18 protein-coding genes are annotated in these 24,975 nt (G+C 73.2%); 10 read left to right on the forward strand and 8 right to left on the reverse strand.

The genetic code is table 11. From position 1 onward, the window contains the following. Together LW587_RS20270 and LW587_RS20275 are read left to right on the forward strand one after the other, a co-directional pair. Positions 1–1,136 (forward strand): ATP-binding protein (locus LW587_RS20270; protein WP_232631397.1); only part of this gene is annotated, 1,136 nt, incomplete at its 5' end. A gap of 89 nt (positions 1,137–1,225) precedes the next feature. After that, positions 1,226–2,635 carry an amino acid permease gene (locus LW587_RS20275; RefSeq protein ID WP_232631398.1) on the forward strand — a complete coding sequence of 470 codons (1,410 nt, stop codon included), beginning with the start codon at positions 1,226–1,228 and terminating at the stop codon, positions 2,633–2,635. Between the two features lie 360 nt (positions 2,636–2,995). Here LW587_RS20275 and xth read toward each other — a convergent pair whose 3' ends face one another. The 5 genes from xth to LW587_RS20300 form a co-directional block, all read right to left on the reverse strand. Beyond that, positions 2,996–3,805, reverse strand: coding sequence for an exodeoxyribonuclease III (gene xth / locus LW587_RS20280; protein ID WP_232631399.1), 810 nt, complete (start codon positions 3,803–3,805; stop codon positions 2,996–2,998). 68 nt (positions 3,806–3,873) lie between these two features. Beyond that, entirely contained in the window at positions 3,874–4,344 is a 471-nt protein-coding gene (locus LW587_RS20285) for a BLUF domain-containing protein (RefSeq protein ID WP_232631400.1), read from the reverse strand. A gap of 15 nt (positions 4,345–4,359) precedes the next feature. Then, a complete protein-coding gene (locus LW587_RS20290) occupies positions 4,360–6,042 on the reverse strand; it encodes a putative bifunctional diguanylate cyclase/phosphodiesterase (protein ID WP_232631401.1) in 1,683 nt (560 codons plus the stop codon). Between the two features lie 347 nt (positions 6,043–6,389). After that, positions 6,390–7,337 carry a LolA family protein gene (locus LW587_RS20295; protein WP_232631402.1) on the reverse strand — a complete coding sequence of 316 codons (948 nt, stop codon included), beginning with the start codon at positions 7,335–7,337 and terminating at the stop codon, positions 6,390–6,392. A 151-nt stretch (positions 7,338–7,488) separates the two neighbouring features. Further along, complete coding sequence (locus LW587_RS20300) at positions 7,489–10,926, reverse strand: DNA translocase FtsK (protein ID WP_232631413.1); 3,438 nt, start codon at positions 10,924–10,926, stop codon at positions 7,489–7,491. A gap of 398 nt (positions 10,927–11,324) precedes the next feature. Here LW587_RS20300 and LW587_RS20305 point away from each other — a divergent pair, with 398 nt between their 5' ends. The 7 genes from LW587_RS20305 to LW587_RS20335 all read left to right on the forward strand — a co-directional run bounded on the left by LW587_RS20305 (position 11,325) and on the right by LW587_RS20335 (position 18,192). Then, the gene (locus LW587_RS20305) at positions 11,325–13,394 is read left to right on the forward strand and encodes an NAD(+) synthase (protein WP_232631403.1); all 2,070 of its coding nucleotides are present in this window, start codon (positions 11,325–11,327) and stop codon (positions 13,392–13,394) included. 271 nt (positions 13,395–13,665) lie between these two features. Continuing rightward, entirely contained in the window at positions 13,666–13,962 is a 297-nt protein-coding gene (locus tag LW587_RS20310; RefSeq protein ID WP_232631404.1) for an acyl carrier protein, read from the forward strand. 16 nt (positions 13,963–13,978) lie between these two features. Continuing rightward, a complete protein-coding gene (locus LW587_RS20315; RefSeq protein ID WP_232631405.1) occupies positions 13,979–14,443 on the forward strand; it encodes a 3-hydroxyacyl-ACP dehydratase FabZ family protein in 465 nt (154 codons plus the stop codon). Further along, positions 14,443–15,612, forward strand: a complete 1,170-nt coding sequence (locus LW587_RS20320; RefSeq protein ID WP_232631414.1) for a beta-ketoacyl-ACP synthase — start codon at positions 14,443–14,445, stop codon at positions 15,610–15,612. The genes LW587_RS20315 and LW587_RS20320 overlap by 1 nt, the downstream gene beginning before the upstream one ends. A 152-nt stretch (positions 15,613–15,764) precedes the next feature. Continuing rightward, positions 15,765–17,066, forward strand: a complete 1,302-nt coding sequence (locus LW587_RS20325) for a beta-ketoacyl-ACP synthase (protein WP_232631406.1) — start codon at positions 15,765–15,767, stop codon at positions 17,064–17,066. Beyond that, positions 17,063–17,833, forward strand: a complete 771-nt coding sequence (locus LW587_RS20330; RefSeq protein WP_232631407.1) for an SDR family NAD(P)-dependent oxidoreductase — start codon at positions 17,063–17,065, stop codon at positions 17,831–17,833. The genes LW587_RS20325 and LW587_RS20330 overlap by 4 nt, the downstream gene beginning before the upstream one ends. A 68-nt stretch (positions 17,834–17,901) precedes the next feature. Beyond that, positions 17,902–18,192 carry an SH3 domain-containing protein gene (locus LW587_RS20335; protein ID WP_232631408.1) on the forward strand — a complete coding sequence of 97 codons (291 nt, stop codon included), beginning with the start codon at positions 17,902–17,904 and terminating at the stop codon, positions 18,190–18,192. Here the strand turns inward: LW587_RS20335 and LW587_RS20340 are convergent. After that, entirely contained in the window at positions 18,179–21,490 is a 3,312-nt protein-coding gene (locus LW587_RS20340) for a PAS domain-containing protein (protein WP_232631409.1), read from the reverse strand. The two genes, LW587_RS20335 and LW587_RS20340, sit on opposite strands and share 14 nt — an antisense overlap. Positions 21,491–21,919: 429 nt before the next feature. Here LW587_RS20340 and LW587_RS20345 point away from each other — a divergent pair, with 429 nt between their 5' ends. Next, positions 21,920–22,942: a zinc-binding dehydrogenase gene (locus tag LW587_RS20345; RefSeq protein ID WP_232631410.1), complete on the forward strand. Its 1,023-nt coding sequence runs from the start codon at positions 21,920–21,922 to the stop codon at positions 22,940–22,942. Positions 22,943–22,997: 55 nt separating this feature from the next. Here the strand turns inward: LW587_RS20345 and LW587_RS20350 are convergent, their stop codons facing one another. Further along, entirely contained in the window at positions 22,998–23,450 is a 453-nt protein-coding gene (locus LW587_RS20350; RefSeq protein WP_232631411.1) for a cupin domain-containing protein, read from the reverse strand. Continuing rightward, positions 23,447–24,975, reverse strand: a 1,529-nt coding sequence (locus tag LW587_RS20355) for an SDR family oxidoreductase (protein ID WP_232631412.1), incomplete at its 5' end; no start/stop codon positions are given. The genes LW587_RS20355 and LW587_RS20350, both read right to left, overlap by 4 nt.

Consider the following 24,975-nt stretch of genomic DNA (forward strand, 5'->3'; position numbering starts at 1 on the left):
CGCCGACCCTGCGGGTCGCCCCCTGGGACGGCACGGTCCCGCCCGCCCGCGCCGGGGCGGAGGCCATCGAGCGCCATCCCCTAGTGGAGCGCCTGCGGGACGGGTTCGGACGCGAGCGCGGCCTTGCGGTCGCCGACCTCGCGCCGAGCCGCCGGGACGGCGATCCGCTCCAGGTCGGGCTCACCACCCCCGAGGGCGCCCGCCTGCGGGCCGTGCTGCCCGACGACCATCCACGCCTGCCCAAGGAAGGCGCCATCGTCTTCACTCTGGTCTTCCTCGGACTCAGCCTCACTTTGCTCTCGTTCTGGGCGACGCGGGCGCTCACCGCGCCGCTGGCCGGGCTCGCCGCCGCCGCGGAGGCCTTCGGCACGGCGGAGGAGCCGCCGCCCCTGCCCCGGCGCGGCCCGGAGGAGGTGCTGGCGCTGGCCCGTGCCCTGGACCGGATGCGGGCCCGGGTCCTGCGCCTCCTCGACGACCGCACCCAGATGCTCGCGGCGATCAGCCACGACCTGCGCACGCCGATCACCCGCCTGCGGCTGCGGGCGGAGTTCGTCGAGGACGAGCGCGCCCGCGAGGCGACCCTGCGCGACCTCGACCAGATGAACAGCCTCGTCGAATCCGCCCTGTCCTACGTGCGGGACGGGCAGGGCGCGCCCGGCGAGGCCGCGTCCACCCTCATGGACCTCGCCTCCGTGGTGCAGACGGTCTGCGACGGGTTTTCCGACATCGGCGCCGCGGTGAGCCTGGAGCGCAGCCGCCACGTCCTGGTGCGGGGCCGCCCGGACGACCTCCAGCGGGCGATCACCAACCTCGTCGACAACGCGGTGAAATATGCCGGGGGCGCCCGCCTCGTCATGGGCCCGGCGGGGCAGGGGCGCCCCCCCGGCGTCGCCGTGGAGGTGCTCGACGACGGCCCCGGCATCCCGGAGGCCGAGCGCCACGCCATGCTCCAGCCCTTCGTGCGCGGCGACCGCGCCCGCAACCTCGACACGGCCACCGGCTTCGGCCTCGGCCTGTCGATCGTGCTCGCCATCGTCGAGGGCCATGGCGGGCGCCTCACCCTGGAGAACCGCCCCGGCGGCGGCCTCTGCGCCCGGATCACGCTGCCGCTGGCCAGCGCGGCCCGGCCGGGCTGAGCGTCGGCCCGGAGGCGGGCGCGGGACGGGCCCTCGGCACAGGATCTGCACCCTGTCGGGCCCGCGACGCGCCGTCTATGACGAGAGCCATGGCCGATTCCCCCCCGCTTGCCCGAAGACGGATCGCGGACCTCCTGGCCTCCGAGGCCCGCGACGGGCCGGCCCTGGCCAGGACCCTCTCGGCCTTCGGCCTCGTCTGCATCGGCATCGGCGCGACGATCGGGGCCGGGATCTTCGTGCTGACCGGCACGGCCGCCGCCCATTACGCCGGGCCGGGGCTGATGCTGTCCTTCGTCCTCGGCGGGATCGCGAGCGGGCTCGTCGGCCTGTGCTACGCGGAACTCGCCGCGATGATCCCGGTGGCGGGCTCGACCTATTCCTATGCCCGCGTGACCCTCGGCGCGCTGCCCGCCTGGATCGTCGGCTGGGACCTCGTGCTCGAATTCGCGTTCGCCGCCGCGACGGTGGCGGTCGGCTGGTCGGGCTACGCCCAGAGCCTGATGGCGGATTTCGGCCTACACCTGCCGCAGGCCCTCGCCGCGGCGCCGGGGGAGGGCGGGGTCGTCAACCTGCCGGCCGGCGCGGTCGTGCTGGCGCTGACCGCGCTCCTGATCGCGGGCAACCGCGGCGCGGCCCGGGTCAACGCGGCGCTCGTCGCGCTCAAGGTCGCGATCATCCTGGCCTTCGTCCTCGTCGGTGCGGCCCATCTGCGGCCGGAACTGTGGTCGCCGCTGGTGCCGCCGAACGAGGGGACGTTCGGCGCCTTCGGCTGGAGCGGCGTGCTGCGCGGGGCGGGCGTGGTGTTCTTCGCCTATGTCGGCTTCGAGACCATCGCCACGGCGGTCGGCGAGACCCGCGATCCGCAGCGGGACGCACCGGTCGGGCTGATCGGCGCGCTCCTCGTCACGAGCGCGCTCTACATCGCGGTGGCGGGGGTGCTGACCGGGCTCGTGCCCTATCGGGACCTCGCCGTGGCCGATCCGATCGCCAAGGCCGTCGACGCCGTCGGGCTGACCGGCTTCGCGCTGGCGATCAAGGTCGGGGCGCTGCTCGGGCTCACCACCGCGACCCTCACCGCCCTCTACGGGCAGGCGCGGATCTTCTACGCCATGGCCCGCGACCGGATGCTGCCGGACCTGTTCGGGATCGTGCACCCGACCCGGCGCACCCCCTGGGTGAGCCAGCTCGCCATCGGCTTCGTCACGGCCGGCGTCGCCGCCCTGGTGCCGCTGCGGGTGCTCGGCGAACTCGTCAGCATCGGCACGCTGTTCGCCTTCGTGCTGGTCTGCGCCTTCGTGCTGATCCTGCGCCGGACCGAGCCGGAACGCCCGCGCCCCTTCCGGGTGCCGGGCGGCCCGATCGTGCCGGGCCTCGGCATCCTCGCCTGCCTCGTCCTGATGGCGGGCCTGCCGGGCGACACCTGGCTCCGGCTCGGCGCCTGGTTGGCCCTCGGCCTCGCCCTCTGGTTCGGCTACGGGCGGGCCCGGGTTCGGGACTGACCGGGCTCAGGCAAGGCCCGGACGCGCCATGAAAAGCGGCCCGGATCGGGGGATCCGGGCCGGAGGGGGCCTTGCGTTAAGGGCGATCAGTAGGAGCGGTGATGCGGGCCGGCATGGCGGCCACCGCCGTAGCGGCGGCGCACCCAGGCGATGGCCTTGGGCAGCAGGAACACGACGAGGATCTGGCGCAGGATGCCACGCATGGGGGCTTGGGTCTCCGTCTGGATGGTTCGGTTGACGGTCCAATGCCGGAGGGGGCCTCCCCGTTCCGCACCCGCGCCGATCGCCGCGGGCCGGCCTCTGCCGATCGTGCCTCGGCGCACAGGCCGCGATGGGCCGATCCGGGCCGCGCCGCGTTCCCTACAATTCGAGGCCGAGCGTGACGGGCACGTGATCGGAGGGCTTGTCCCAGCCGCGGGCCTCGCGGAACACCGCGACCGTGCGCACGGTGCCAGCGAGGTCCGGCGAGACCCAGGCATGGTCGAGGCGCCGCCCCTTGTTGGCCGCCGCCCAGTCCGGCGAGCGATAGCTCCACCACGTGTAGATCTTTTCGGGCTCCGGGGTCAGGAACCGGGCGGCGTCGATCCAGCCGGCCTCGCCGCGCAAGGTCTCCAGCGCCTCGGTCTCGACGGGGGTGTGGCTCACCACGTCGAGGAGCTGCTTGTGGGACCACACGTCGTGCTCCAGCGGCGCGACGTTGAGGTCGCCCACCAGGATCGCGGGACCGGCGACGCGGCGCCCGCCCCAGGCGCGCAGCTCCTGGAGGAAATCGAGCTTGTGCGCGAATTTCGGGTTGAGGTCGCGATGGGGCACGTCGCCGCCCGCCGGCACGTAGAAATCGTGCAGCACGATCCCCGCCGCCGGACCCGCCTCGCGCCCGAGCACCGCCGAGACGTGGCGCGCGTCCGGGCGCTCGCAGAAGCTCATGACCTCCCGGGTCAGCAGGGGAAAGCGCGAGAGGATCGCGACGCCGTTATAGCCCTTCTGCCCGGCGAAGACGCAGTGCTCGTACCCTGAGCCCTCGAACGCCCTGAGCGGGAACAGCTCGTCCGGGCACTTCGTCTCCTGGAGACAGAGCACGTCGGGCTTTGCCTCCCGCAGGAAGCGCAGGACGGACTCGATGCGCAGCCGCACCGAGTTGATGTTCCAGGTGGTGACGGTGAGGCGCAACGGACGGCCTTGCGGAGCGTGGCGGGCGAGAGGGTTCCGATACCGCACTCCGCCCCGGCCGGGAACCGTCAGGCCGCGGCGGCCTCCTCCCCCAGGGCGAGGCCGTGCAGCAGGGCGCAGAGCCGGTCCCCCGACATCCGGGAGAGGTCGAGGCCGCCCTCGCCCGCGAGGTCGCGGTAGCGGGCCGCCTCGGCGGGCGAGGCGCCGACATAGGCCATCGACCAGTCGGTGAAGAGGCGCGCCTCCACCCGCTCGAAGGCGAGCAGCGACACCTCCCCGTGGCGCTCGTCCTGCTGGATGCGCTCGAAGGTGCTCTCGACCGCCGCGCCCGGGCCTTCCAGCACCTGGGCAAAGCAGCCGGCGTTGAACATCAGGGCGCCGGTGACGCCGACCCGGGCGTTGTTGACCCGGCTCGTCGCCAGGATGGCGCGGACCGTGCGGTCCAGGGCCTCGGCCCCGCCGATCCGGTTGCGGCTGTAATAGACGAGGCGGCGCAGGTCCGGGGTCGACGCGTCCTGCGGCGGGGAAAGGTGGCTCATGGCGCGGCTCCAGGATCAGGCGGCGTGGGCGGCGAAGGGCACCGCCGGGGCCTCGGCGGCGGCGGGCCCCAGCAGGGCGGCGGCCTCGATCCCCGGCATCGGCCGCCCGGTGAGATAGCCCTGGACCTCGGTGCAGCCCTCGGCGCGGACGGCGGCGAGCTGGTCCGAGGTCTCGACCCCCTCCGCCGTGGTGCGCATGCCGAGGCTCGCTCCGAGCCGGGCGATGGCCCGCACGATCGCGCCGCATTCGGCGTTGCCCGCCATGCCGCGCACGAAGGACTGGTCGATCTTGATCTTGTCGAAGGGGAATTTCTGCAGGTAGCTCAGGGACGAGTAGCCGGTGCCGAAATCGTCCATCGAGATCCGGACGCCCAGCCGCCGCAGGCCGTTCAGCACGGCGATCACGCTGTCGGTGTTGTCGAGCAGCGCCCCCTCCGTGATCTCCAGTTCCAGCCGTGTCGGATCGAGGCCGGTCTGGGCCAGCACATGGGTCACCGTCTCGACGAGCTTGCCGCCACGGAACTGCACGGGGGAGAGGTTGACCGCGATGGAGGCGGGCTGCGGCCAGGAGGCGGCTTCGCGGCAGGCGGTGCGCAGGGCCCATTCGCCGATGGCGACGATCACGCCGATCTCCTCGGCGAGCGGAATGAACAGGGCCGGCGAGACCGGGCCGCGCTCGGGATGGTTCCAGCGCAGCAGCGCCTCGAAGCCGACGACCTGCCCGGTCTCGATCTGGAACTGGGGCTGGAAGACGAGGGCGAACTGCTTCAGGGCGAGCGCCCGGCGCAGATCGACCTCCAGGCTGCGGCGCGCCTGCATCTGCGCGTTCATCGCCGGCTCGAAGAAGCGGTAGGTGGCCCGGCCCTCGGCCTTGGCCCGGTAGAGCGCGAGGTCGGCGTGTTTCAGGAGGTCGTCGGCGCTCGCGCCGTCGGCGGGCGCCAGCGCGACGCCGACGCTGAGGCCGACATTGAGCATGTGACCGTCGATGACGTAGGTGCGCCCGACGAGGTCGACGAGGCGGGCGGCCAGGGCCACGGCGGCCTGGGGCTGCGCCGCGCCGGCCTGGAGAATCGCGAACTCGTCGCCGCCGAGGCGCGCGACGACGTCGTCCTTGCGCACGGCCCGGCGCAGGCGCTCGGCCACCTTGCACAGGAGCGCGTCGCCCACCGGATGGCCGAGGGTGTCGTTGATCGCCTTGAACCGGTCGAGGTCGAGCATCAGCACCGCCAGGGGCGTGCCGGTGCGGGCCGACTCGGCGAGCGCCGCGTCGAGGCGTTCGTGCAGGCCAATGCGGTTGCACAGGCCGGTGAGCGGCTCCTGGAGGGCGAGGGCCGCGCCGCGGGCGAGTTCCGTCACGTCCTCGAAGCTCAGCGCGAAGCCGCCGGTCGAGAGGGGCACGAGCACCGTGTCGAGGAGGCGTCCGTCGGCGAGGGTGAGGCGGGTCTGCGCGGGACTCGTGGTGCGCACGGCCGCCTCCAACACACCCGGATCCGGCGCCTCCGCGGCGCCGTAGGCGGCCAGCAGATCGGGGAGGGTGAGGCCGACCGGCCGGGTGCCGGGCAGCATCGCCGCCGCGCGCAGATTGGCGAAGGTCACCGTGCCGCCTGCATCGATCAGGAGGAGCGGCGCGGGCATCTCGGACAGGGCCGCCGCGAGCAGGTCTGCGGCAGCGCGCGGGGCGACGGAGAGAGCGGTCATGCGGCCGGGCAGCGTCCCAGAGAAGCCGCCCCTGCGACGGCAGCCTCATTGAGCGGCCAATGTCTCAACGGCCTCTTAAATCCCGCATCGCAACGCCAGGATCGGAAGATGAGAGCCGGGTTATCCCACATCTTTGCGATCGAGTCTGAGCCGATAACCTATGTATACTTACCGCACGACTCTCACAGGTTGGAGCGCTCTCCGCCGAAGTGGACACCGGTTCGGCTTGAGAGCGCGCGACAAAACAAAGACGGAGGGCCGTGCCCACGGTTCAACGTGATCGGGCATGGCTCTCCGGCAAACACCGATGCGGCGCACGATCCTGGAGCCCCATCCCGGACCGGGAGTCAGGGATTCTGGCTCTGAAGCTGACGCTGGATCGCCTTGTCCTCGGCGCGGCCGTAATTGATGAAGAATTGGGCCGGGTCGACGGACTTGCCCTTCTGCAGATTGGAGAGCTGCACGGTGGTGAGGTAACCCTGCGGATCGGTGATCCGCCACTGCGACAGGGTCTTCATCTCGCCATCGAAGTAGAGCTGAATCTTCGAGGTGCCGCCCAGCGTCGAGCGGTCCTCAAGGGCGATGCGCACGCCGCCCGGATCGTTGGTGACGTCCGTGACCGTGAGGTCGCGGGCCAGATCCATCTTCTCGCGCAGCAGGAATTTCAGCGGCGTCTGCGAGATGAAGTACAGGTCCTGGGTGCCGAGCTTGCGGTCGCGCACCGCCACCGAGGTCCCGTCGGCCACCACTTCGAGCGGGGAGGGCTGGTCGTACTCGAAGCGCAGGCGCCCGGGCTTGACCAGCGAGAGCTTGCCGGCGATCCGCCGGCCGTCGGCGCCGATCTGGACGAACCCGCCGGTCAGGGTCTGGAAGCTGTTGAAATAGGCGTTGGCCCCGGCCACGATCTGGGCCGGATCGGCGTCCTGGAGCGAGGCCGCGAGGTTCGGCGCGCCGACCGCCGCGACGCGGGTGCCGGCGGGCGCCGCCGCGGACGTCGCGGCCGGGGTCCCGGCGGGCGTCTTGGCGGCCTTGATGCTCCCGGTCTTCTCCGCCGGCTTGTCGGCGTTCGCCGCCTTCTCCTTCCCGGGTTTCGCCGGCTTCTCCGCCTTTTTGGCCGGGGCCACGGGGGCGGGCTCAGGCTCGGGCGCGGCGGGGGGGGCAGGGGGCTCCTCCTTGCGGCCGAACAGGCCGTCGAGGAACGAGGAGACCTGGGCGCTCGCCGGCAGCGGCTGGAGCATCAGCGCGGCGACCACGAGCAGCGGACCGGCGGCGGGGCGGAGGCGTCGGCCAGTCATCGTGTGGGCATCTCCCAGGGGTGCGCGCGTGAAGCCCGGCGCGAGGGCCGGACGGGCGGACAGGGCGCGGGGCGCGAACCGTCCGGCAGGCATGGGTCTCGATAGAGCCGGCCCCTGTGGCGAATATGCGACGGGGGCCGGGTTCTCGCTCTCACTCGTCGTCGTAGCCGCCGGCCGGAGCCCCGGCGAGGCCCTCGACCAGGATCTCGCGCTTGCCCGCATGGTTGGCGGGGCCGACGATGCCCTCGATCTCCATCCGCTCCATGATCGAGGCGGCGCGGTTGTAGCCGATCTGCAGGCGGCGCTGGATGTAGGAGGTCGAGGCCTTGCGGTCGCGCAGGACCACGGCGATGGCCTGCTCGTAGAGCTCGCCGCCCTCCGCGCCCGCGACCGCCGCGAAGGCGCCGATGTCGAAGACCGGGGCGTCGGCCTCCTCGACCTCGGCGAAATCGTCCTTCTCGGCCTTGGCCGCCGCCTTCGCGCCCTTGGCGGGCTTTTCCGGCGGCTCGGACGAGCCGTCGTCGGCGGTGACGGCCTCGAGATAGGAGGGCCGGCCCTGGCGCTTCAGATGCGCCACCACCGTCTCGACCTCGCTGTCCGAGCAGAACGGGCCGTGCACGCGGGTGGTGCGCCCGCCGCCGGCCATGAACAGCATGTCGCCCTGACCCAGCAGCTGCTCCGCGCCCATCTCCCCCAGGATCGTGCGGCTGTCGATCTTGCTCGTCACCTGGAAGGAGATCCGGGTCGGGAAGTTCGCCTTGATCGTGCCGGTGATGACGTCGACCGAGGGGCGCTGCGTCGCCATGATCAGGTGGATGCCCGCCGCCCGCGCCATCTGGGCCAGCCGCTGGATCGCGCCCTCGATGTCCTTGCCGGCCACCATCATCAGATCGGCCATCTCGTCGACCACGATCACGATGAAGGGGAGGGCGGAGAGGTCCATCGCCTGCTCCTCGAACACCGCCTCGCCGGTGGTGCGGTCGAAGCCGGTCTGGACCGTGCGGGTGATGGTCTCGCCCCGCTCGCGCGCCTCCTTCATCCGGGCATTGTACCCGTCGATGTTGCGCACGCTGATCTTCGACATCTTCTTGTAGCGCTCCTCCATCTCGCGCACGGCCCATTTGAGGGCGATGACCGCTTTCTTCGGGTCGATGACGACGGGGGAGAGCAGGTGCGGGATGCCGTCGTAGACCGACAGTTCCAGCATCTTGGGATCGACCATGATGAGGCGGCACTCCTCTGGCTTCAGCCGGTAGAGCAAGCTGAGGATCATGGTGTTGATGGCGACCGACTTGCCCGAGCCGGTGGTGCCGGCGACGAGGAGATGCGGCATCCGGGCGAGGTCGGCGATGATCGGCTCGCCGCCGATGTTCTTGCCGAGGCACAAGGCGAGCTTGTGCTTGGTCTCGACGAAGTCGACCGAGGCCAGGAGCTCGCGCAGATACACGGTCTCGCGCACCGGGTTCGGCAGCTCGATGCCGATGACGTTGCGGCCGGGCACGACGGCAACGCGGGCGGAGACGGCGGACATCGAGCGGGCGATGTCGTCCGACAGGCCGATCACGCGGCTCGACTTGGTGCCGGGCGCGGGCTCCAGCTCGTAGAGGGTGACGACGGGCCCCGGGCGCACGGCGAGGATGTCCCCGCGCACGCCGAAATCCTGCACGGTCTGCTGGAGGTTGAGGGCGTTCTGCTCGAGCTCGTCCGCATCGACCTCCTCGCCGTCGGGCAGCGGCGGCTCGGCGAGCAGCTCCAGCGACGGCAGTTCGTAGTCGGCATTGCCGACGAAGGTCATCTCCAGATGGCGGCCGGCCGGGATCAGGGCCGGGCGCTCGGGCAGGATGGCGCGGGGACGATTCTCCGACTCGGCCACCGGCACGGCGACGGGCTCCGCGTACACGGGCTCGGGCACCGCCTCGGCGACGGGCATCGCGAACACCGTCTCGGCGGCCTCGATCTCCTCCGAGGACGGCGCGGCCTTGCTGCGCAGCAGGACCGGGCGCGCCGGGATCGTCAGGGGCTGGGCCGTCGACGGGGCGGCGGCCAGCCTTGCCTCGGCCTGCGAGGACAAGACCTGCGATGAAAAGACCTCCGGGCCCGAGATCTGCGCCGACCACCCCTGCGGGACCCCGGCCAGCGGAGCAGGGGAGGGGGCCGGCATGGGCGAGGACGCCGCCGGCACGGAGGCCGGGACCGCGAGCGCGTCGAACGGCTCGAACAGCTGGGCGGACCAGATCTCCGAGGGATGCGCCGGGAAGATCGCGGCGCGGGCCGCCATGGCGTGGACCGTGCGACGCGGGGCCGGCGCGAAGGCGGGACGGGCCGCGACCGGCGCGAGCTGGGCCGCCGGCGCCTCGGCCACCGGAGCCGGGTCGGCCGGCCCCACGATCCGAGCCTCGACGCCCGGAGCCTCGACGAGTTGGGTTTCGACGAGTTGGGTTTCGACGGGCAGCATCTCGGTGGGCAGCGCCTCGACAGGCTGCGACTCACCATGGCCGAACCAGCCATGCAGCGACGACCAGTCTGGCACGTCCGACCAGTCGGACGGCTCGGCCGGGACCGGCGGGATGAAGGGGACGGCCTCGGCGAAGATGGAGGCGGCGGATTCGACCGGGGCCGGCGCGGCGTCGCGGACGGCGTCCGTCACCGGCTCAGAGACCGGCTCAGAGACCGGCTTGGGCCTGCGGTCGGGGCTGCGGAAAAAGCGCACGCCCGGCGGCGGCACGAAGGGGCGGCGCCAGCTCGGCAGGGCCTCGACCTCCGGGGCGGCCAGGGCCCGGGCGGATTCCTCGGCGCGGGCGCTGGCCTCCGAGGCCTCGCGCGCGGCTGCCTCGACGGCGGCGATGCGCGCCCGCTCCGCCTCCAGCGCGGCGGCTTCCGCCGCGGCCTGGGCGGCGATCTGCGCGTCGAGCAGGGCCTGGGCGCGGGCCTGCGCCTCGCGCTCGGCCTCCAATGCCCGGCGGCGGCGCTCGATCAGAACCGGATCGGGCGTGCGGGTGAAGCGCACCGCGGCCTCGGCGGCGGCCTGCGTCGCCCCCTGGGACGAGGAGGCGTAGGGCAGGGCATAGGGCAGGGCCTGGGCGAAGTGCGACGGCGCCTCCGGCGCGATCGCGGCGGGACGGCGGGGCGTGCGCACCAGGAGGCCGGGGCTGGAGGCGCGGGCATCGATGCGGCTCTCGAAGGCCGGCTCCCCGTACAGGGGCTGGGACGCGGAGGGGCGGGCCGGAACGGGCATCTCGAACAGCCCCTCCTCCGGGTCCTGCGCCGCTTGGCTCTCTTGAGCCAGCTGGGTCTCTTGAGCGAGCCGGGTCTCTTGGGTCAGTCGGGTCTCTTGGGACAAGTGAGCCAATGGGGTCTCCTGGGCCGCCCAGGCCGGGGCGGCGGGCAGGCCCGGACCAGGGCGGCCGAGCATCGCGCCCGGCGGCACGAGCCAGCTCGGCATCGCCCCTGCCTCGAAGCCCTCCGGCCCCGCCGAAGCGGCATCGAAGGAGGAGGGCAGGGCCGGATGGGGCAGGGTGCGGGGCAAGGCCCGCGGCGGGGCGGGCGGCGCGCCCGCGATGCGCCGGGCAAGGTTGGCGCGCAGGTTCATCAGACGGCTGGCGAGGCCGCCGGCCGCGAGGTCGAGACGATCGCCGGCGCGGCTCGGCCGCGACGGATCACGATGGGAGTTCGGAGGCCGTCCCGATGCGCGCATGATCTGTGAGATGACTCGAAACAAGGTCCGGCTCCCCCTGGAGCGGTTCCTCCCCAGTTAGGCGGATCGTCGTTAACGAACGCTTGCCCCGGTCCTCGCCGCACCGTCCCGCAACCGACGGTGCGGGGAGCGCGCGAACCGGATATCCTCCTGGCCGGTTGGGCCCTTGGGAGGTGTTTCTGCGCACCCGGCCGGGCGCGCAGAATCCGCATCAAGGTCCGCCTCCAAGGCACGGATTCCACACGCCTTCCCGCCCCTGCGGGCAGGGGCACAGGGCGAGCGTCGAGAGACCGGTGAAGAGCAACAGCCCCGAGACCTTCCGCTCCCTCTACCGGCACGGCTTCGCCCGGGTGGCCGCCTGCACCGGGCGCAGCCATCCGGGCGACCCGGCGGCCAATGCGGAGGACATTGTGGGGCTCGCCCGGGAGGCTCACGCGGCCGGCGCCGCGCTCGCGGTGTTCCCGGAGCTGTGCGTCTCCTCCTACGCGATCGAGGACCTGCTCCTGCAGGCTACCCTGCTCGACGCCGTCGAGGCGGGCCTTGCCCGGATCGTCGGGGACAGCGCCGGGCTCACCCCCCTGCTCGTCGTCGGCGCCCCCCTGCGCTGGCGCAACCGGCTCTACAACTGCGCCGTCGCGATCCAGGGCGGGCGCCTGCTCGGGGCGGTGCCGAAGAGCTACCTGCCGAACTACCGGGAGTTCTACGAGAAGCGTCACTTCGCCTCCGGCGCCGGGCTGACCGGCGAGACCGTCCGGGTCGCGGGGCGGGACGCGCCCTTCGGCACCGACCTGATCTTCCAGGCCGAGGACCTGCCGGCCTTTCGCCTCGCGATCGAGGTCTGCGAGGACCTGTGGGTGCCGCAGACGCCGGGCATGGAGGCGGCGCTGGCGGGCGCGACGGTGATCGCCAACCCCTCGGGCAGCCCGATCACCGTCGGCCGGGCCGATTCGCGCGAACTCCTGACCCGGGCCGCCTCGATGCGGGGCCTGTGCGCCTACGTCTACGCGGCCGCCGGCACCGGCGAGTCGACCACCGACCTGTCCTGGGACGGGCAGACCAGCATCGACGAGAACGGCGTGCGGCTGGCCGAGGGGCCGCGCTTCCCCGAAGGCCCCGTCGTGACGCTGGCCGACATCGACCTCGACCGGCTCGTCCAGGAGCGCCTCCAGGCCGGCAGCTTCGACGACAACGCCCGGGCGCGCGGGGTAGGGCGCGGGGTAGGGGCCGTGCGGACGGTGTCGTTCCGGCTCGATCCGCCCGCGACCGATCTGGGCCTGCGGCGGCGCGTCGAGCGCTTCCCCTTCGTGCCCTCCGACCCGGCCCGCCTCGCCCAGGATTGCTACGAGGCCTACAGCATCCAGGTCGCCGGCCTCGCCCAGAGGCTCGCGGCGACGGGCACGAAGCGGGCGGTGATCGGCGTCTCGGGCGGCCTCGATTCGACCCACGCCCTGATCGTCGTCGCCAAGGCCTTCGATCGCCTCGGCCTGCCGCGGACGGACATCCTGGCCTACACCCTGCCGGGCTTCGCCACCTCGGACGAGACCAAGACCAACGCCCACGCGCTGATGCGGGCGCTCGGCACGACCTTCGCGGAGATCGACATCCGCCCGGCCGCCCGGCAGATGCTCGCCGACATGGACCACCCGTTCGGACGGGGGGAGGCGGTCTACGACGTCACCTTCGAGAACGTGCAGGCGGGCCTGCGCACCGACTACCTGTTCCGGCTCGCCAACCACCACGGCGGCATCGTGATCGGCACGGGCGACCTCTCGGAGCTGGCGCTCGGCTGGTCGACCTACGGCGTCGGCGACCAGATGAGCCATTACGGCGTCAATGCGGGCGTGCCCAAGACCCTGATCCAGCACCTGATCCGCTGGGTGATCGCCTCCGGGCAACTGGGGGAGGAGGAGAACCGGACCCTGCGGGCCGTGCTCGACACCGAGATCTCGCCCGAGCTGGTGCCGGCCGCGGAGGGGGAGGGGCCGCAGAGTACGGAGGCCCGGATCGGCCCCTACGCCCTCCAGGATTTCTCCCTGTGGTTCACCCTCCGCCACGGCTTCCCGCCCTCGAAGATCGCCTTTCTCGCCTTGCACGCCTGGGGCGACGCGAGCGCCGGCGACTGGCCGCCGGACTTCCCCGAGGCCAAGCGCGTCGCCTACGGCCTGCCCGAGATCCGGCGTTGGCTCGGCGTGTTCCTCGACCGCTTCTTCCGCTTCAGCCAGTTCAAGCGCTCGGCGCTCCCCAACGGCCCGAAGGTCTCGGCGGGTGGCGGCCTCTCGCCCCGGGGCGACTGGCGCGCGCCCTCCGACGCCAGCGCCCGGGCCTGGCTCGCCGAGCTGGAGCGCAACGTCCCGGAGGCGTGATCCCCCTCCCCCGGCGGGCCCGGGAAACCGGCGGCGCGAGCCGATACGGCGCGGGGTCGTTCCCGTCCCACGAAGGCCCGTCATCCCGGTGCCGCGGTCGAGGTTGCCGGCTCTCCACCGCTTCGTGTAAGGGGTCGCGATCCTTTTGCCAGAGCGCCATCGGGAACCGGCGGCGAAGCGGATGCCGCTGACCGGCTCGGGCGCCATGGGGGGCGTGCCGCGCGAGGGGTCGGCGACGCCGGACACGAGAACGAGAAAGCGGCCAGCCTCTATGTCGAACGAGACCCCCACCTTCGACCGCGTCGCGGACATCATCGCCGAGACGGCGGACATCCCGCGCGACAAGATCACCCCGGAGAGCCACGCCATCGATGACCTCGGCATCGATTCGCTGGCCTTCCTCGACATTGCCTTCGCGGTCGACAAGGCGTTCGGGATCAAGCTGCCGCTCGAGCGGTGGACCCAGGAGGTCAACGAGGGCAAGGTCCCGGCCGAGGAGTACTTCGTCCTGAAGAATCTCTGCGCCCGCATCGACACCCTCGTGGCCGAGAAGGCCGCCAAGGCCTGACGGCGGGAGCCCCGCCATGCGGCTCGAATATTTCGAGATGATCGATTCCGTGGTGCGGCTCGACCGCGCCGCCGGCCGCATCGAGGCGCGGGCGCTCGTGCCCGAGGCGAGCCCGGTCTTCGAGGGGCATTTTCCCGGCCATCCGCTGGTGCCCGGCGTGCTCCTGACGGAGACCATGGCGCAGGCCTCCGGCTATCTCGTGCTCGCCCATCTGGACTTCGCGCAGATGCCGTTCCTCATGGCCGTCGACAAGGCCCGCTTCCGCTCCTTCGTCGGCCCGGGCGCGGCCCTCGAGATCGAGGCGACCCTGGTGCATGACGGGTCCGGCTACGCGGTGACGAAGGCCGCGATCCGCCACGAGGGCAAGGCGCTGTGCGACGCGGAATTGCGCTTCCGCACCATGCCGTTCCCCGCCACCATGGAGTCGCTGATCCGCGAGCGCGCCCGCCGGATCGGCCTTCTCGAAGGCTCCGCCGCATGATGGCCCGCGACGTCGTCGTCACCGGCATCGGCCTCGTCTCCTGCGCGGGCGAGGGGATCGCGGCGCATCTCGCGGCCTTCGCCTCCGCCGAGACGCCGCGGACGGATGCGACCACCTTCGCGCCCTACCCGGTCCACCCGGTCGCCCCGCTCGCCCTCGACACGCAGATTCCGAAGAAATCGGACCAGCGGCAGATGGAGCCGTGGCAGCGGCTCGGCGTCTACGCCGCCGGCCTCGCCCTCGATTCCGCGGGAGTGAAGGACGACGCCGGGTTCAAGGCCGCGCTGCAGCTCATCGTGGCCGCGGGCGGGGGCGAGCGCGACTACGCGGTCGACGGGGCGATCCTGTCCGGCCTGCGGGGAGCGGCCGAGCCCGGCGCCTTCCTCAACGAGCGACTCCTGAACGACCTGCGCCCGACCCTGTTCCTGGCCCAGCTCTCGAACCTGCTGGCGGGCAATATCAGCATCGTCCACGGCGTGACCGGCGCCTCGCGCACCTTCATGGGCGAGGAATCGAGCGGGGTCGACGCCCTGCGGATCGGCCATGCCCGGATCACCTCGGGGCAGATCGACACGATCCTGGTCGGCTCCTCCTACAACGCCGAGCGGCCGGACGTCATGGTCGTCCACGAGATGGGCGGCTTCCTCCTGAAGCCCGCCTACCGCCCGGTCTTCGAGCGGGGGCAAGACGAACATCACGCGGATCCTCAGGGAGGCCCTCCCGGGAGCCTGGGCGGCTTCGTGCTCGGCAGCGCCGCGGCCTTCCTCGTGCTGGAGGCGGCCGAGCATGCCCGCGCCCGGGGGGCCCGCGCCTTCGCCCGGCTGATGCCGGTGGCCAATGACAGGGTCGCGCGCGCGCCTGGCAGCGTCGCCGCGAGCCTGACGCGGCTGATCGGCGAGGTGGGGCTGGAGCGGCCCGACCTGGTGCTCTCCGGCGCGACGGGTCTCGCCGACCTGGCCGCCGAGGAGCGCGCCGGCATCCAGGCGGCTTTGCCCGGGGCGGACATCCGGGCGACGGGCGATCTCGTCGGCCACCCGATGGAGACCGCCGCCCCGTTCGGGACGGCGCTCGCGGCGGCGTTGTGCGCGGCCGGCACGGCGCGGGAGGTCGCGATCACCTCGGTCGGCCACCGCCGCGGCGAGGGCGTGATTCGTGTGGGGGCGGCCTAGGGCCTCGGCCCGAGAGGGGAACGCCGGCTCTCGGACCCAGCTCGATGCGGCGCAAGAACCAGGGGGAGCGGTCTGGATCCGAGATCCGGGACCGGTCTCGAGGGCCGCAGACGGCGGATGCAGGCCCTGTGAAACGGTGATGGAAGACCGCGATGGCAGAACCCCGCTCCTCGTCCACCCATGATGCCCAGGGTCGCCCGCTCGTCGCCGTGACCGGCCTCGGCATCGTCACCTCCCTCGGCCGCGGCGCGGCGGAGAACTGGGCCGCCCTCACCGCCGGCCGCTCGGGCATCCGGGCCATCACCCGCTTCCCGACGGAGGGGCTGCGCACCCGCATCGCCGGCACCGTCGACTTCCTCGACACCAACCCGCTGGTGGCCCCGCTCCTGTCGGAGCGGTTCGCCGCGGTCGCCGCCGAGGAGGCGGTGGCCCAAGCAGGGATCAGCGCGGGAACCGGCGCCGCGGGCTTTCCCGGCGCGCTGTTCGTCGCGGTGCCCCCGGTCGAGATGGAATGGCCCCAGCGCGAGGCGCTGGCGCAGGCGGCGGGCGGGGACGGCGCGATCACCTATGCGGGCCTGCAGCAGGCGGCGGCGAGCCGGCGCTTCGACGCGTGGCACGACCTGTTCATCTTCGGCACCGTCGCCGACCGGCTGGCCGACCGCTTCGGCACCCGGGGCTCGCCGATCTCGCTCTCGACGGCCTGCTCGTCGGGCGCCACCGCGATCCAGCTCGGCGCCGAGGCGATCCGCCGGGGCGAGATGGCGGCGGCGCTCTGCATCGGCACCGACGGCTCGGTGAACCCGGAATCGCTGATCCGCTTCTCGCTGCTCTCGGCCCTCTCGACTCAGAACGACCCGCCCGAGGCGGCCTCCAAGCCCTTCTCGAAGAACCGCGACGGCTTCGTCATGGGCGAGGGTGCCGCGGCGCTGGTCCTCGAGAGCGCCGAATCCGCCCGGGCGCGGGGCGCTCCGATCCTCGGCTACGTCCTCGGCTGCGGCGAGAAGGGCGACGGCTTCCACCGCACCCGCTCGAGCCCGGACGGGGCGCCGGTCATCGCGGCGATGCGCGCCGCGCTCGCCGATGCCGGGATCGAGCCCGACGCCATCGACCACGTCAACGCCCATGGCACCTCGACGCCGGAGAACGACAAGATGGAGGCGCTCGGCGTCTCGGCGGTGTTCGGCGAGCGCGCCGGCCGGCTGCCGATCTCCTCCAACAAGTCGATGATCGGCCACACCCTGACGGCGGCGGGGGCGATCGAGGCGGCGGTCTCGCTGCTGACGATCCGGCACGGGCGCATCCCGCCCACCATCAACTACGCGGTGCCCGACCCGGCCCTGCTGCTCGACGTGGTGGCGACCGCCCGCGACGCGCGGGTGTCGCGGGTGCTGTCGAATTCCTTCGGCTTCGGCGGGCAGAACACCTGCCTCGTGCTCGGGGATGAGCCGGCATGAGCGCGACAGCGACCGGATCGCGGACATCCGTCCTCGTCGTCGGCGGCGCCTCCGGGCTCGGCGCGGCCACCGTGCGGGCGCTGGCGGCGGCGGGCCACGACGTGACCTTCACCTACCGCTCGTCCGCGGGACGCGCGGAGGCCCTCGCGGCCGAACTGGCGCAGGCGCATCCCGACGGCGCGTTCACCGCCCATGCCCTCGATCTCGCCGACCGCGACGCCGTCGAGGCCTTCTGCGAGGGGGCGGAGGGGGCGTCGTTCTACGGCTACGTCCACAATGCCGGCCAGTCGGCGGACGCCCTCGCGGCGATGCTCGACCGCGCGCGGGCCGAGGAGGCGATGCAGGTCAATTTCTGGTCGCTCACCCGGATCGCCAAGGCGCTGGTGCGGGGCATGATCCGGGCACGGGCCGGGCGCATCGTCGCGGTGGGCTCGGTGGCCGCGCTCCAGGCCAATGCCGGCAACGCGGCCTACGCGGCGACCAAGGGCGCTCTGATCGCCTATTGCCGCACCCTGGCGATCGAGTCGGCCAAGCGCGGCGTGACCGTCAACGTCGTCGCCCCGGGCTTCATCGACACCGAGATGATGGCCCCCTATGCCAGCCATCGGGCGGGCATCGAGCGCCAGATCCCCCTCGGGCGCTTCGCCGCACCGGAGGAGGTCGCCGCGCTCGTGGCCTTCCTGATCGGCGGGGGCGGGGCCTATATCACCGGAGCGGTCCTGCCCGTCGATGGCGGCCTCACCGCGATGATGGGCATCCACCGCTGACGGTTGTCCCGCCTCCCCCGCCGGCGCCGCGAAGGGCCGGCGCCCCGCTTCCGGACCGATGCCCTCCGATGACACCGCGTCCGCTCCGATCCGCCGCCGCCCTCGGCCTCCTGCTCGCCGCGGGCGGGACCGCGTGGGCCGCCGACCCGTTCCGGGTGGAGGGCCTGCCCCGCGACGACAGCCTGACGATCCGCGAGGCGCCGGACGCAGGCGCGCCGGCCCTGGGCCAGATCCCGGTCGGGCGCCGCGTGCTCGGCTTCGGCTGCACCAGCGACACCCCGAGCGGCCTGACATGGTGCCGGGTGAAGTTCGGCCGCACCCTCGGCTGGGCCCGGCGGCGCTACCTCACGCCGGACTGACCGTGTCCGCCGCCTGCAGCAGGTGGGCGATGGCGCGCACCACCCGGCGCAGTTCCACCGGCTTCTCCAGCCGCGGCACGTCCGCGACGTCGGGCGGGATCGCCTCCGCGTCGTAGCCCGTGACGAACAGGTAGGGGAGGCCGTCCTTGGACAGGGCCCGGGCGAGGGCGAAGGAGGGGACGCCGCCCAGGTTGATGTCGACCACGGCGCCCGTCGGCGCCTCCGCCGCCAGTAGCTGCAGCGCCGCCGCCTCGCTGGCGCAGGGGCCGAGCACCGCGGCGCCCGCGCCCTTGAGCGCCCGGGCGACATCGCAGGCGAGGTAGAAGTCGTCCTCGGCGACGAGGATGCGCTGTCCGGTCAGGTCGTTCGCGCCGCCCAGGTCGAGCACGCCGCCGAACACGCTGGTCCGCGGGGGCGCGTTGGTCTCGAGGATGCTGGCGCCGTCCTTGAGCGGGAATTCGAGGTGGCAGCGGGCCCCGCCCGGCGCCAGCTCGATCCGCCCCTGCCCGCCCAGCTCGTAGGGGAGCATCCCCTCGATCAGCTCGCTGCCGAAGCCCCGCCGCCGCGGCGCGGCCCGGGTCGGCAGCGGCGGCTCCGGGCCGCCGCTCTCGATCCAGAGGAAGCTCAGCCAGGATTCGCCCCCGCGCTCGATGCTGCGCCAGCGCACGCAGACGCGGCCCCGGGCGCTCGCGAGCGCCCCGTGCTTCACGGCGTTGGTGGCGAGTTCGTGCACCGCGAGGGTCAAGACCTCGGCGGCCTTGGGCGACAGCGCGATCTCGGCGCCCTCCAGGTCGTACTGGTCCTCGCGCTCGGCCTGGGCGCCGATCTCGTCGCGCAGGATGGCGGTGATCGTCACCCCGGCATGGGGCGCCCGGGTCAGGCGGCTCTGGACGCGGGCGAGGGTCAGGAGGCGGCCGCCGACGAGGCCCGCATAGTCGTCGACGCTCTCCGCCCGCTCGCCCGTGCGCATCACGATGGAGCGGATGAGCGCCATGATGTTGCGCACCCGGTGCTGCAGCTCCGCCAGGAGCACCCGCTGGTGCCGCTCGGCCTGGCGCGCCTCGGTGACGTCGCTGGAGATGCCGCCGATGCGCCGCACCTCCCCCTCCTCGTCGAAGAGCGGGAAGCCGTGGTTGCGGATCCAGCGGAAGGCGCCGTCGGAGGGCCGCAGGATGCGGAACTCGTAGACCCTCGCCTCGCCGCCGCGCACCCGCTCCATCTCGGCGAAGGTCGCCGCCCGGTCCTCGGGCACGACATGGGCGGCCCAGAGCCGGGCATCGCCCAGGATCTCCTCCGGGGCGAGGCCGTAGATCGCCTGCAGGGCGGGGCTCGCGAATTCCGGCGCGAAGGTCTCGGCATCCGTGATCCAGAGGATGTCCGAGGAGGCCTGGGCGAACTGGCGGAAGCGGGTCTCGCTCTCGCGCAGGCCCGCCTCGGCGCGCTTGCTCAGGAGGGCGTGCCGGATGGCGGGAGCGAGGGCCTCGGCCACCTCCAGATCCTCGGGCCGGTAGCCGCCGGGACGGTTGGCGAGGCCGATCAGGCCGGCGATGGTCCCGCCCTGCCGCAGCGGGACGCCGAGGAAGGCCGTCGGCGGCGGATGGCCGAGGGGCATGCCGGCGAGCGCCGGACCGGGCGCGGGCTCGTTGGTGATGAGGCCGTAACCGTCCCGCAGCACCGGCCCGTACAGGCCCTGGATCGCGCGTCCGAGGGGGATCCCGTCCTCCCGCACGCCCTCTCCGCCCAAACCGGCCACGGCGGTGACATCGAGATGGCCGGTGCGCGGGTCGATCTCGCCCATGAGGCCGAAGGCGCTGTCGGTGAGGTCCCGGGCGACCTCCAGGGCGATGCCGGCGAGGTCCTCCTCGGAGGCGGCGCCGAGGGTCGCGCTGAAGATGCGGTTGATCGCCTGGAGGACGGCGTTGTTGCGCCGCAGCCGCTCCTCGGCGAGGCGGCGCTCGGTGACGTCGATGGAGACGCCGACATAGCGGTCCGTCCCGAACGGCTGGCCCGCGCTGCTCAGCCAGCGATATTGCCCGTCGAAGCGGCGGGCCCGGACCTCGTGGGTGAACGGGCGGCGCTGGGCGAAGGCCGCGTGGTAGGCCGTGGTGTAGTCCTCGGCATCGTCGGGGTGCAGGAACTGCGTCCAGCCGTGGTCGGCGAAGCGATCGAGGTCCGCGCCGAAGAACGCGAGGTAATGGTCGTTGGCAAAGACCGTCCCGTTCGCGTCCGCGTCCCAGATCAGCACCGGCGCGGCGTTGGCCATGGTGCGCAGCCGCGCGTCGGCCTCGCGGGCCGCCTGCTCCGCCCGCGCCCGCTCGATCGCGGCCCAGATCCGCTCGCCGGTCTCGGCGACGAGGGCGACCTCCTCCTCGGACCAGGGGCAGGGCTCGCTGCGCACGACGCTGAGCGCCCCGACGGGCTCGCCCCGCTTGATGAGGGGCACCGAGAGCCAGGCGATGGCCCCGACGGAGGCGAGCGCGGCGCGCTCCGGTTCCGGGAACAGCTCCGAGCTGCGCAGGTCCGGCACGGCGATCGGGCGGCCCTCCCGGTAGAAGGCGGCGACCGTCGGGAAGCCGCCCATGGGGCAGCTGCCGGAGAAGGTGACGCCGGCGAAGGAGGGAAGGTCGTCGCGGACGTGGTCATACGCGATGCTGATGCGGTCGTCGGCCCGGCTGACCTCGACATAGTAGGTGTGGCTCGTGATCAGGTGATCGCCGAGGAGGCGGCAGCCCTCCCTCTGGATGGCGGCGGGATCCGGGAGGAGGCGCAGGGCGTCGGAGAGCGTGAGGAGGAAGGCCTGCTGCCTCTGCCGCGCGCGCTGCGCCCGCTCCGCGAGAACGCGGTCCGTCGTCTCGAAAGAGGCGAAATAGGAACCGGCGACGGCGCCGGTCTCGTCCCGGACCGGCGTCCAGCTCGAGGTGAACCATCCGAACGGCCGCTCGGCCCGATGCGCCCGGTGCGGCAGATCCCAGTAGAGGTCGGTCGTGTAGCGAGCCTGGCCCGCCAGGACCGAGGCCGCGATCTCGTCCGCCTGCTCCCGCGGCCAGATCGCATGGACCGATCGGCCGAGGGCCGCTTCGGCGTCGGCTCCCATGTTCGCGGCCATCTGGTCGTTGAACAGGACGCAGAGCGCCGGGCCCCAGGCGAGCCCGGCGCTGGCGGGCGCACCGAGCATGAGATCGACCATCGTCCGGAGGCTCTGCGGCCAGTCCGCGCTCGGCCCCAGCGGCGTCGCGGCCCAATCGTGCCTGCGGATCCGCTCGGCCATCGCACCCGGACCGTCCGGCCAGACCTTCATGCGTTCTCTCTTCACGCCGGCGGGAGTCCGGCCGGCCGCGACCCATTCGCACCCACGACGATCCGCAGGATCGCAACATTTCTCCCATCCGGGTCAAGAGCCCGTTACCACGAGCCTCCGACACGGAGCCCCCCGACACCGTTCCGGTCTCCCGGGTCGTGCCGCACACGAGACCTTCGCAGGACGCCTCGGGGCTTCACGGAACGGGCCCACAACAGTGATGGGGTGGACGCCGACTTTCGGGGGCCGCGGCCTTGAGGACGGACAACGGGGCGAGGCAGGCCGCCACGGGGCAGGGCGCCCCCCGGGCGCGAAACCCGCGCCGCATCGACGGGCCGGATTGAGCCGGGACCGGTTTCGACCGATAAGCCGTCCGGTCGCCGCGAGCCGTGCCGGCGGCGCCAGGCCCGACGCCGACGAGATCGATCGATGCAAGCCCTCCAATTGTTCGGCGACCGCGACCTGCGCCTGGTCGAGGTCGCGCCGCCGCCCGCACCGGGCCCCGGCGAGGTCCAGATCCGGATCCGGGCCGTGGGGCTCAACTTCATCGACGTGTGGGGGTTTCGCGGCATGGCCTTCGCCAAGCGCAAGCTCCCGCTGACCGTGGGGGCCGAGGCCGCGGGGGTGCTCGTCGCCCTGGGCGAGGGGGTCGAGGGGCTCGCCGTCGGCGACATGGTCGTGCCCTACGGCGCCCTGACCTGCGGGACCTGCCGCGCCTGCCGCGAGGGCCGCGACAACCTCTGCGAGGACGTCTCCGGGGTCATGGGCTTCCATCTCGACGGGTTCGCCCGGGACACCGTGAACCTGCCGGCCCGGCTCGTCGTGACCGTGCCGCCGAACGTCGAGCCCGTGCAGGCGGCCTGCGCCGGCATCGCCTTCGGCACCGTCCAGCACATGCTGTTCGACAACGCGCGGCTGGAGCCCGGCGAGTCGATCCTCGTCCATGCCGGCGGCTCCGGCATCGGCACGGCGGCGATCAAGATGGCGAAGGCCATCGGCTGCACCGTCTACGCCACGGTCGGCGACGACCGGAAGGGCGAGAAGGCGAAGGCGCTCGGCGCCGATCACGTCATCAATTACCGCGAGGAGCGCTTCGAGGGCGAGGTGCGCCGGCTGACCAAGCGCAAGGGTGTGGACGTGGTGTTCGAGCATGTCGGGGCGGAGACCTGGAACGGCTCGCTGCTCTGCCTGAAGCGCGGCGGGCGGCTCGTCACCTGCGGCTCGACCTCGGGCGTGTCCGTGCAGATGAACCTGATGCAGCTGTTCCAGCAGCAATACCGCATCACCGGCTCGTTCGGCTGCCGCATGGCCAATATTCGCGAGAGCCTCGACAAGATGGCCACCGGCCTCACGCCGGTCATCGACACGGTGCTGCCGCTGGCCGACTTCGCCGAGGGGCTGGAGCGGCTCGAATCCCGTCAGGTGTTCGGGAAGCTTCTCGTGACGCTCTGATCCCCCGCGACGAGGCCTCGTCCTCGCGGGGCCCCGCGGCTTGGTCGGGCGCCGGTCAGCGCCGGGGCGTCGGGCGCCAGTCCGGCGGCGCCATTTCGAAGCCTGAGAACGCGAAGCCCGGGGAGACGGTGCAGCCGACGAGCGTCCAGGCGCCGAGGCTGGTCGCCGTCTGCCAGTGACCGGCCGGCACCACGCATTGCGGGCGCTGGCCGCGCAGGAGATCCGGCCCGAGATGCTGCGCCGCGGCGTCGTGGCCGTTCGGGCTGACCGTGATGACGAGCGGCGCGCCCGCATGCCAGTGCCAGATCTCGGCGGCATCCACCCGGTGCCAGGCCGAGGTCTCGCCCAGGCCCAGCAGGTAGTAGATCGCGGTCCCGGCCGAGCGGCCCTCGATCGTCCGCGGATCGCGAAACGTCTCGCGGTAATGCCCGCCCTCCGGGTGGGGCGCGAGCCCCAGCGCGTCGATCACCGCCTCGGCGGTCAGCCTGTCGGTCAGCCTGTCGGTCATGGGGTTCTCTCTTCCTCGGGGACGAGCCAGCCCCGGTAATGCACCAGCAGGCCGGCGACGGGCACGAACAGGGCCACGTCGAAGCGGAACCGGCCCTGCCCATCGACCCGCTCGCGGGCCTGCGTCGTCGGGCGCAGGACGCGCGGCAGAGGCAGGGGGCCGAGCCGCCAGCCGGTCACCGTCATGTCGAGCCCGTCCGGATGGGCCCGGACCGCGAGATCCATGGAGAACGGGCCGAAGCGCTCGCGCAGGAGGCCGCGCCCCTCCGGCCCCGCGAGGCTCATCCGGCTGGCGAAGCGGCGGTCCCCGAAGCATCGCGTCCAGGTCTCGGAGGGAACCGGGCCGTCCTGGGGCGACAGCGTCACCCGCACGGGCGTCCCGGCGCTTTGGGCCGGCAGGCGGAACAGGGCAGCGACCGCCGCGGCGAGGGGGTTTTGCCCCCGGATCACCTCGGCCCGGCCGCGGAAGGCGGCGTCGCCGACGCTCCCGTGCAGGGCGCGGACCGCCGCCGGCATCCGGGCGAAATCCGGGCCGAGCGCCCGCTCGACCAGCGGCGGGGCATGGGTCACCGCGCGCCGGGTGCGGATGGCGTGACGGGCCATCTCGGCCTCGATCGCCGCGAGGGAGAGGAGCCCGACGCAGGCGCGGGCGCCGGGCGGGACCGGCTCCGCCGCGGGATCGGTGAGGCGGCGGATCGCCGCGAGCGCCGGCAGGGTCGGGACGAACGGCCCGTCCCCGGCCTCCGCCACGAGGCTCCAGACCGCACGGATCGGCCGCCCCTGCCCGTCGCGCCCCCGCGCCTCGACGCTCATGCCGCCCCGGTCGCTGCCGAAGGGGGCGAACCCGCCCGCGACGGCGAAGAAGGGCTTCGCGAACGGGACGAGGGAGGGGAGGAGGCGCGCCCGCACCGGCAGGCTGGCGAGGCTCAGGCCGAGATGCAGCACCGGCAGTTCGAGCCCCGCCCGGAACAGGGCGGTGCGCGCGGCGGGAAACCGCGCCGGCAGGATGTCGAGGTCGGGCGTCTCGCACAGGCTGGCCCAGCGCCGCCCGAGGCCCGGCACGCCGATCCGCGCCAGCAGGCCCCAGCCGGGCCGGGCCGCCCAGGCGCCGGCCTGCAACACCCGCACCGGCCGCCCGGCATAGGACAGGATCGCCCGCATCACCGACAGGCCCCGCGGCGCGCGGTTGCCCGGGACGATGGCGACGTGGAGGCTCTCGACCGCCTGCCAGCCCTGCGTGAGCGCGTCGAGGGCGGCGTTGGACAGGGCCGGCGTCGAACTCGCCCCCGTCAGGGCGGGAACCCCCGCCGCCCGCGCCGCGGCGTCGAGGGCCGGGAAGCCCGCCACGAAGTCGCGGGCGTCGGCGAGGTCGAGATAGGGCAGGCCCGCCGCGATCGCGGCCCGGGCGAGGCGGGGGGCGCTGCCCTGGAACGGGCCGGCGGCATCGACCACGACGGCGACGTCGAGGCCCCGCAGGGTCTCCGCATCCGCCTCCCGCGCGTCGAGGCGCACGGCCCGCCCGCGCC

The organism is Methylobacterium sp. Leaf118 (genome assembly GCF_920984675.1).
Taxonomy (GTDB): Bacteria; Pseudomonadota; Alphaproteobacteria; order Rhizobiales; family Beijerinckiaceae; genus Methylobacterium.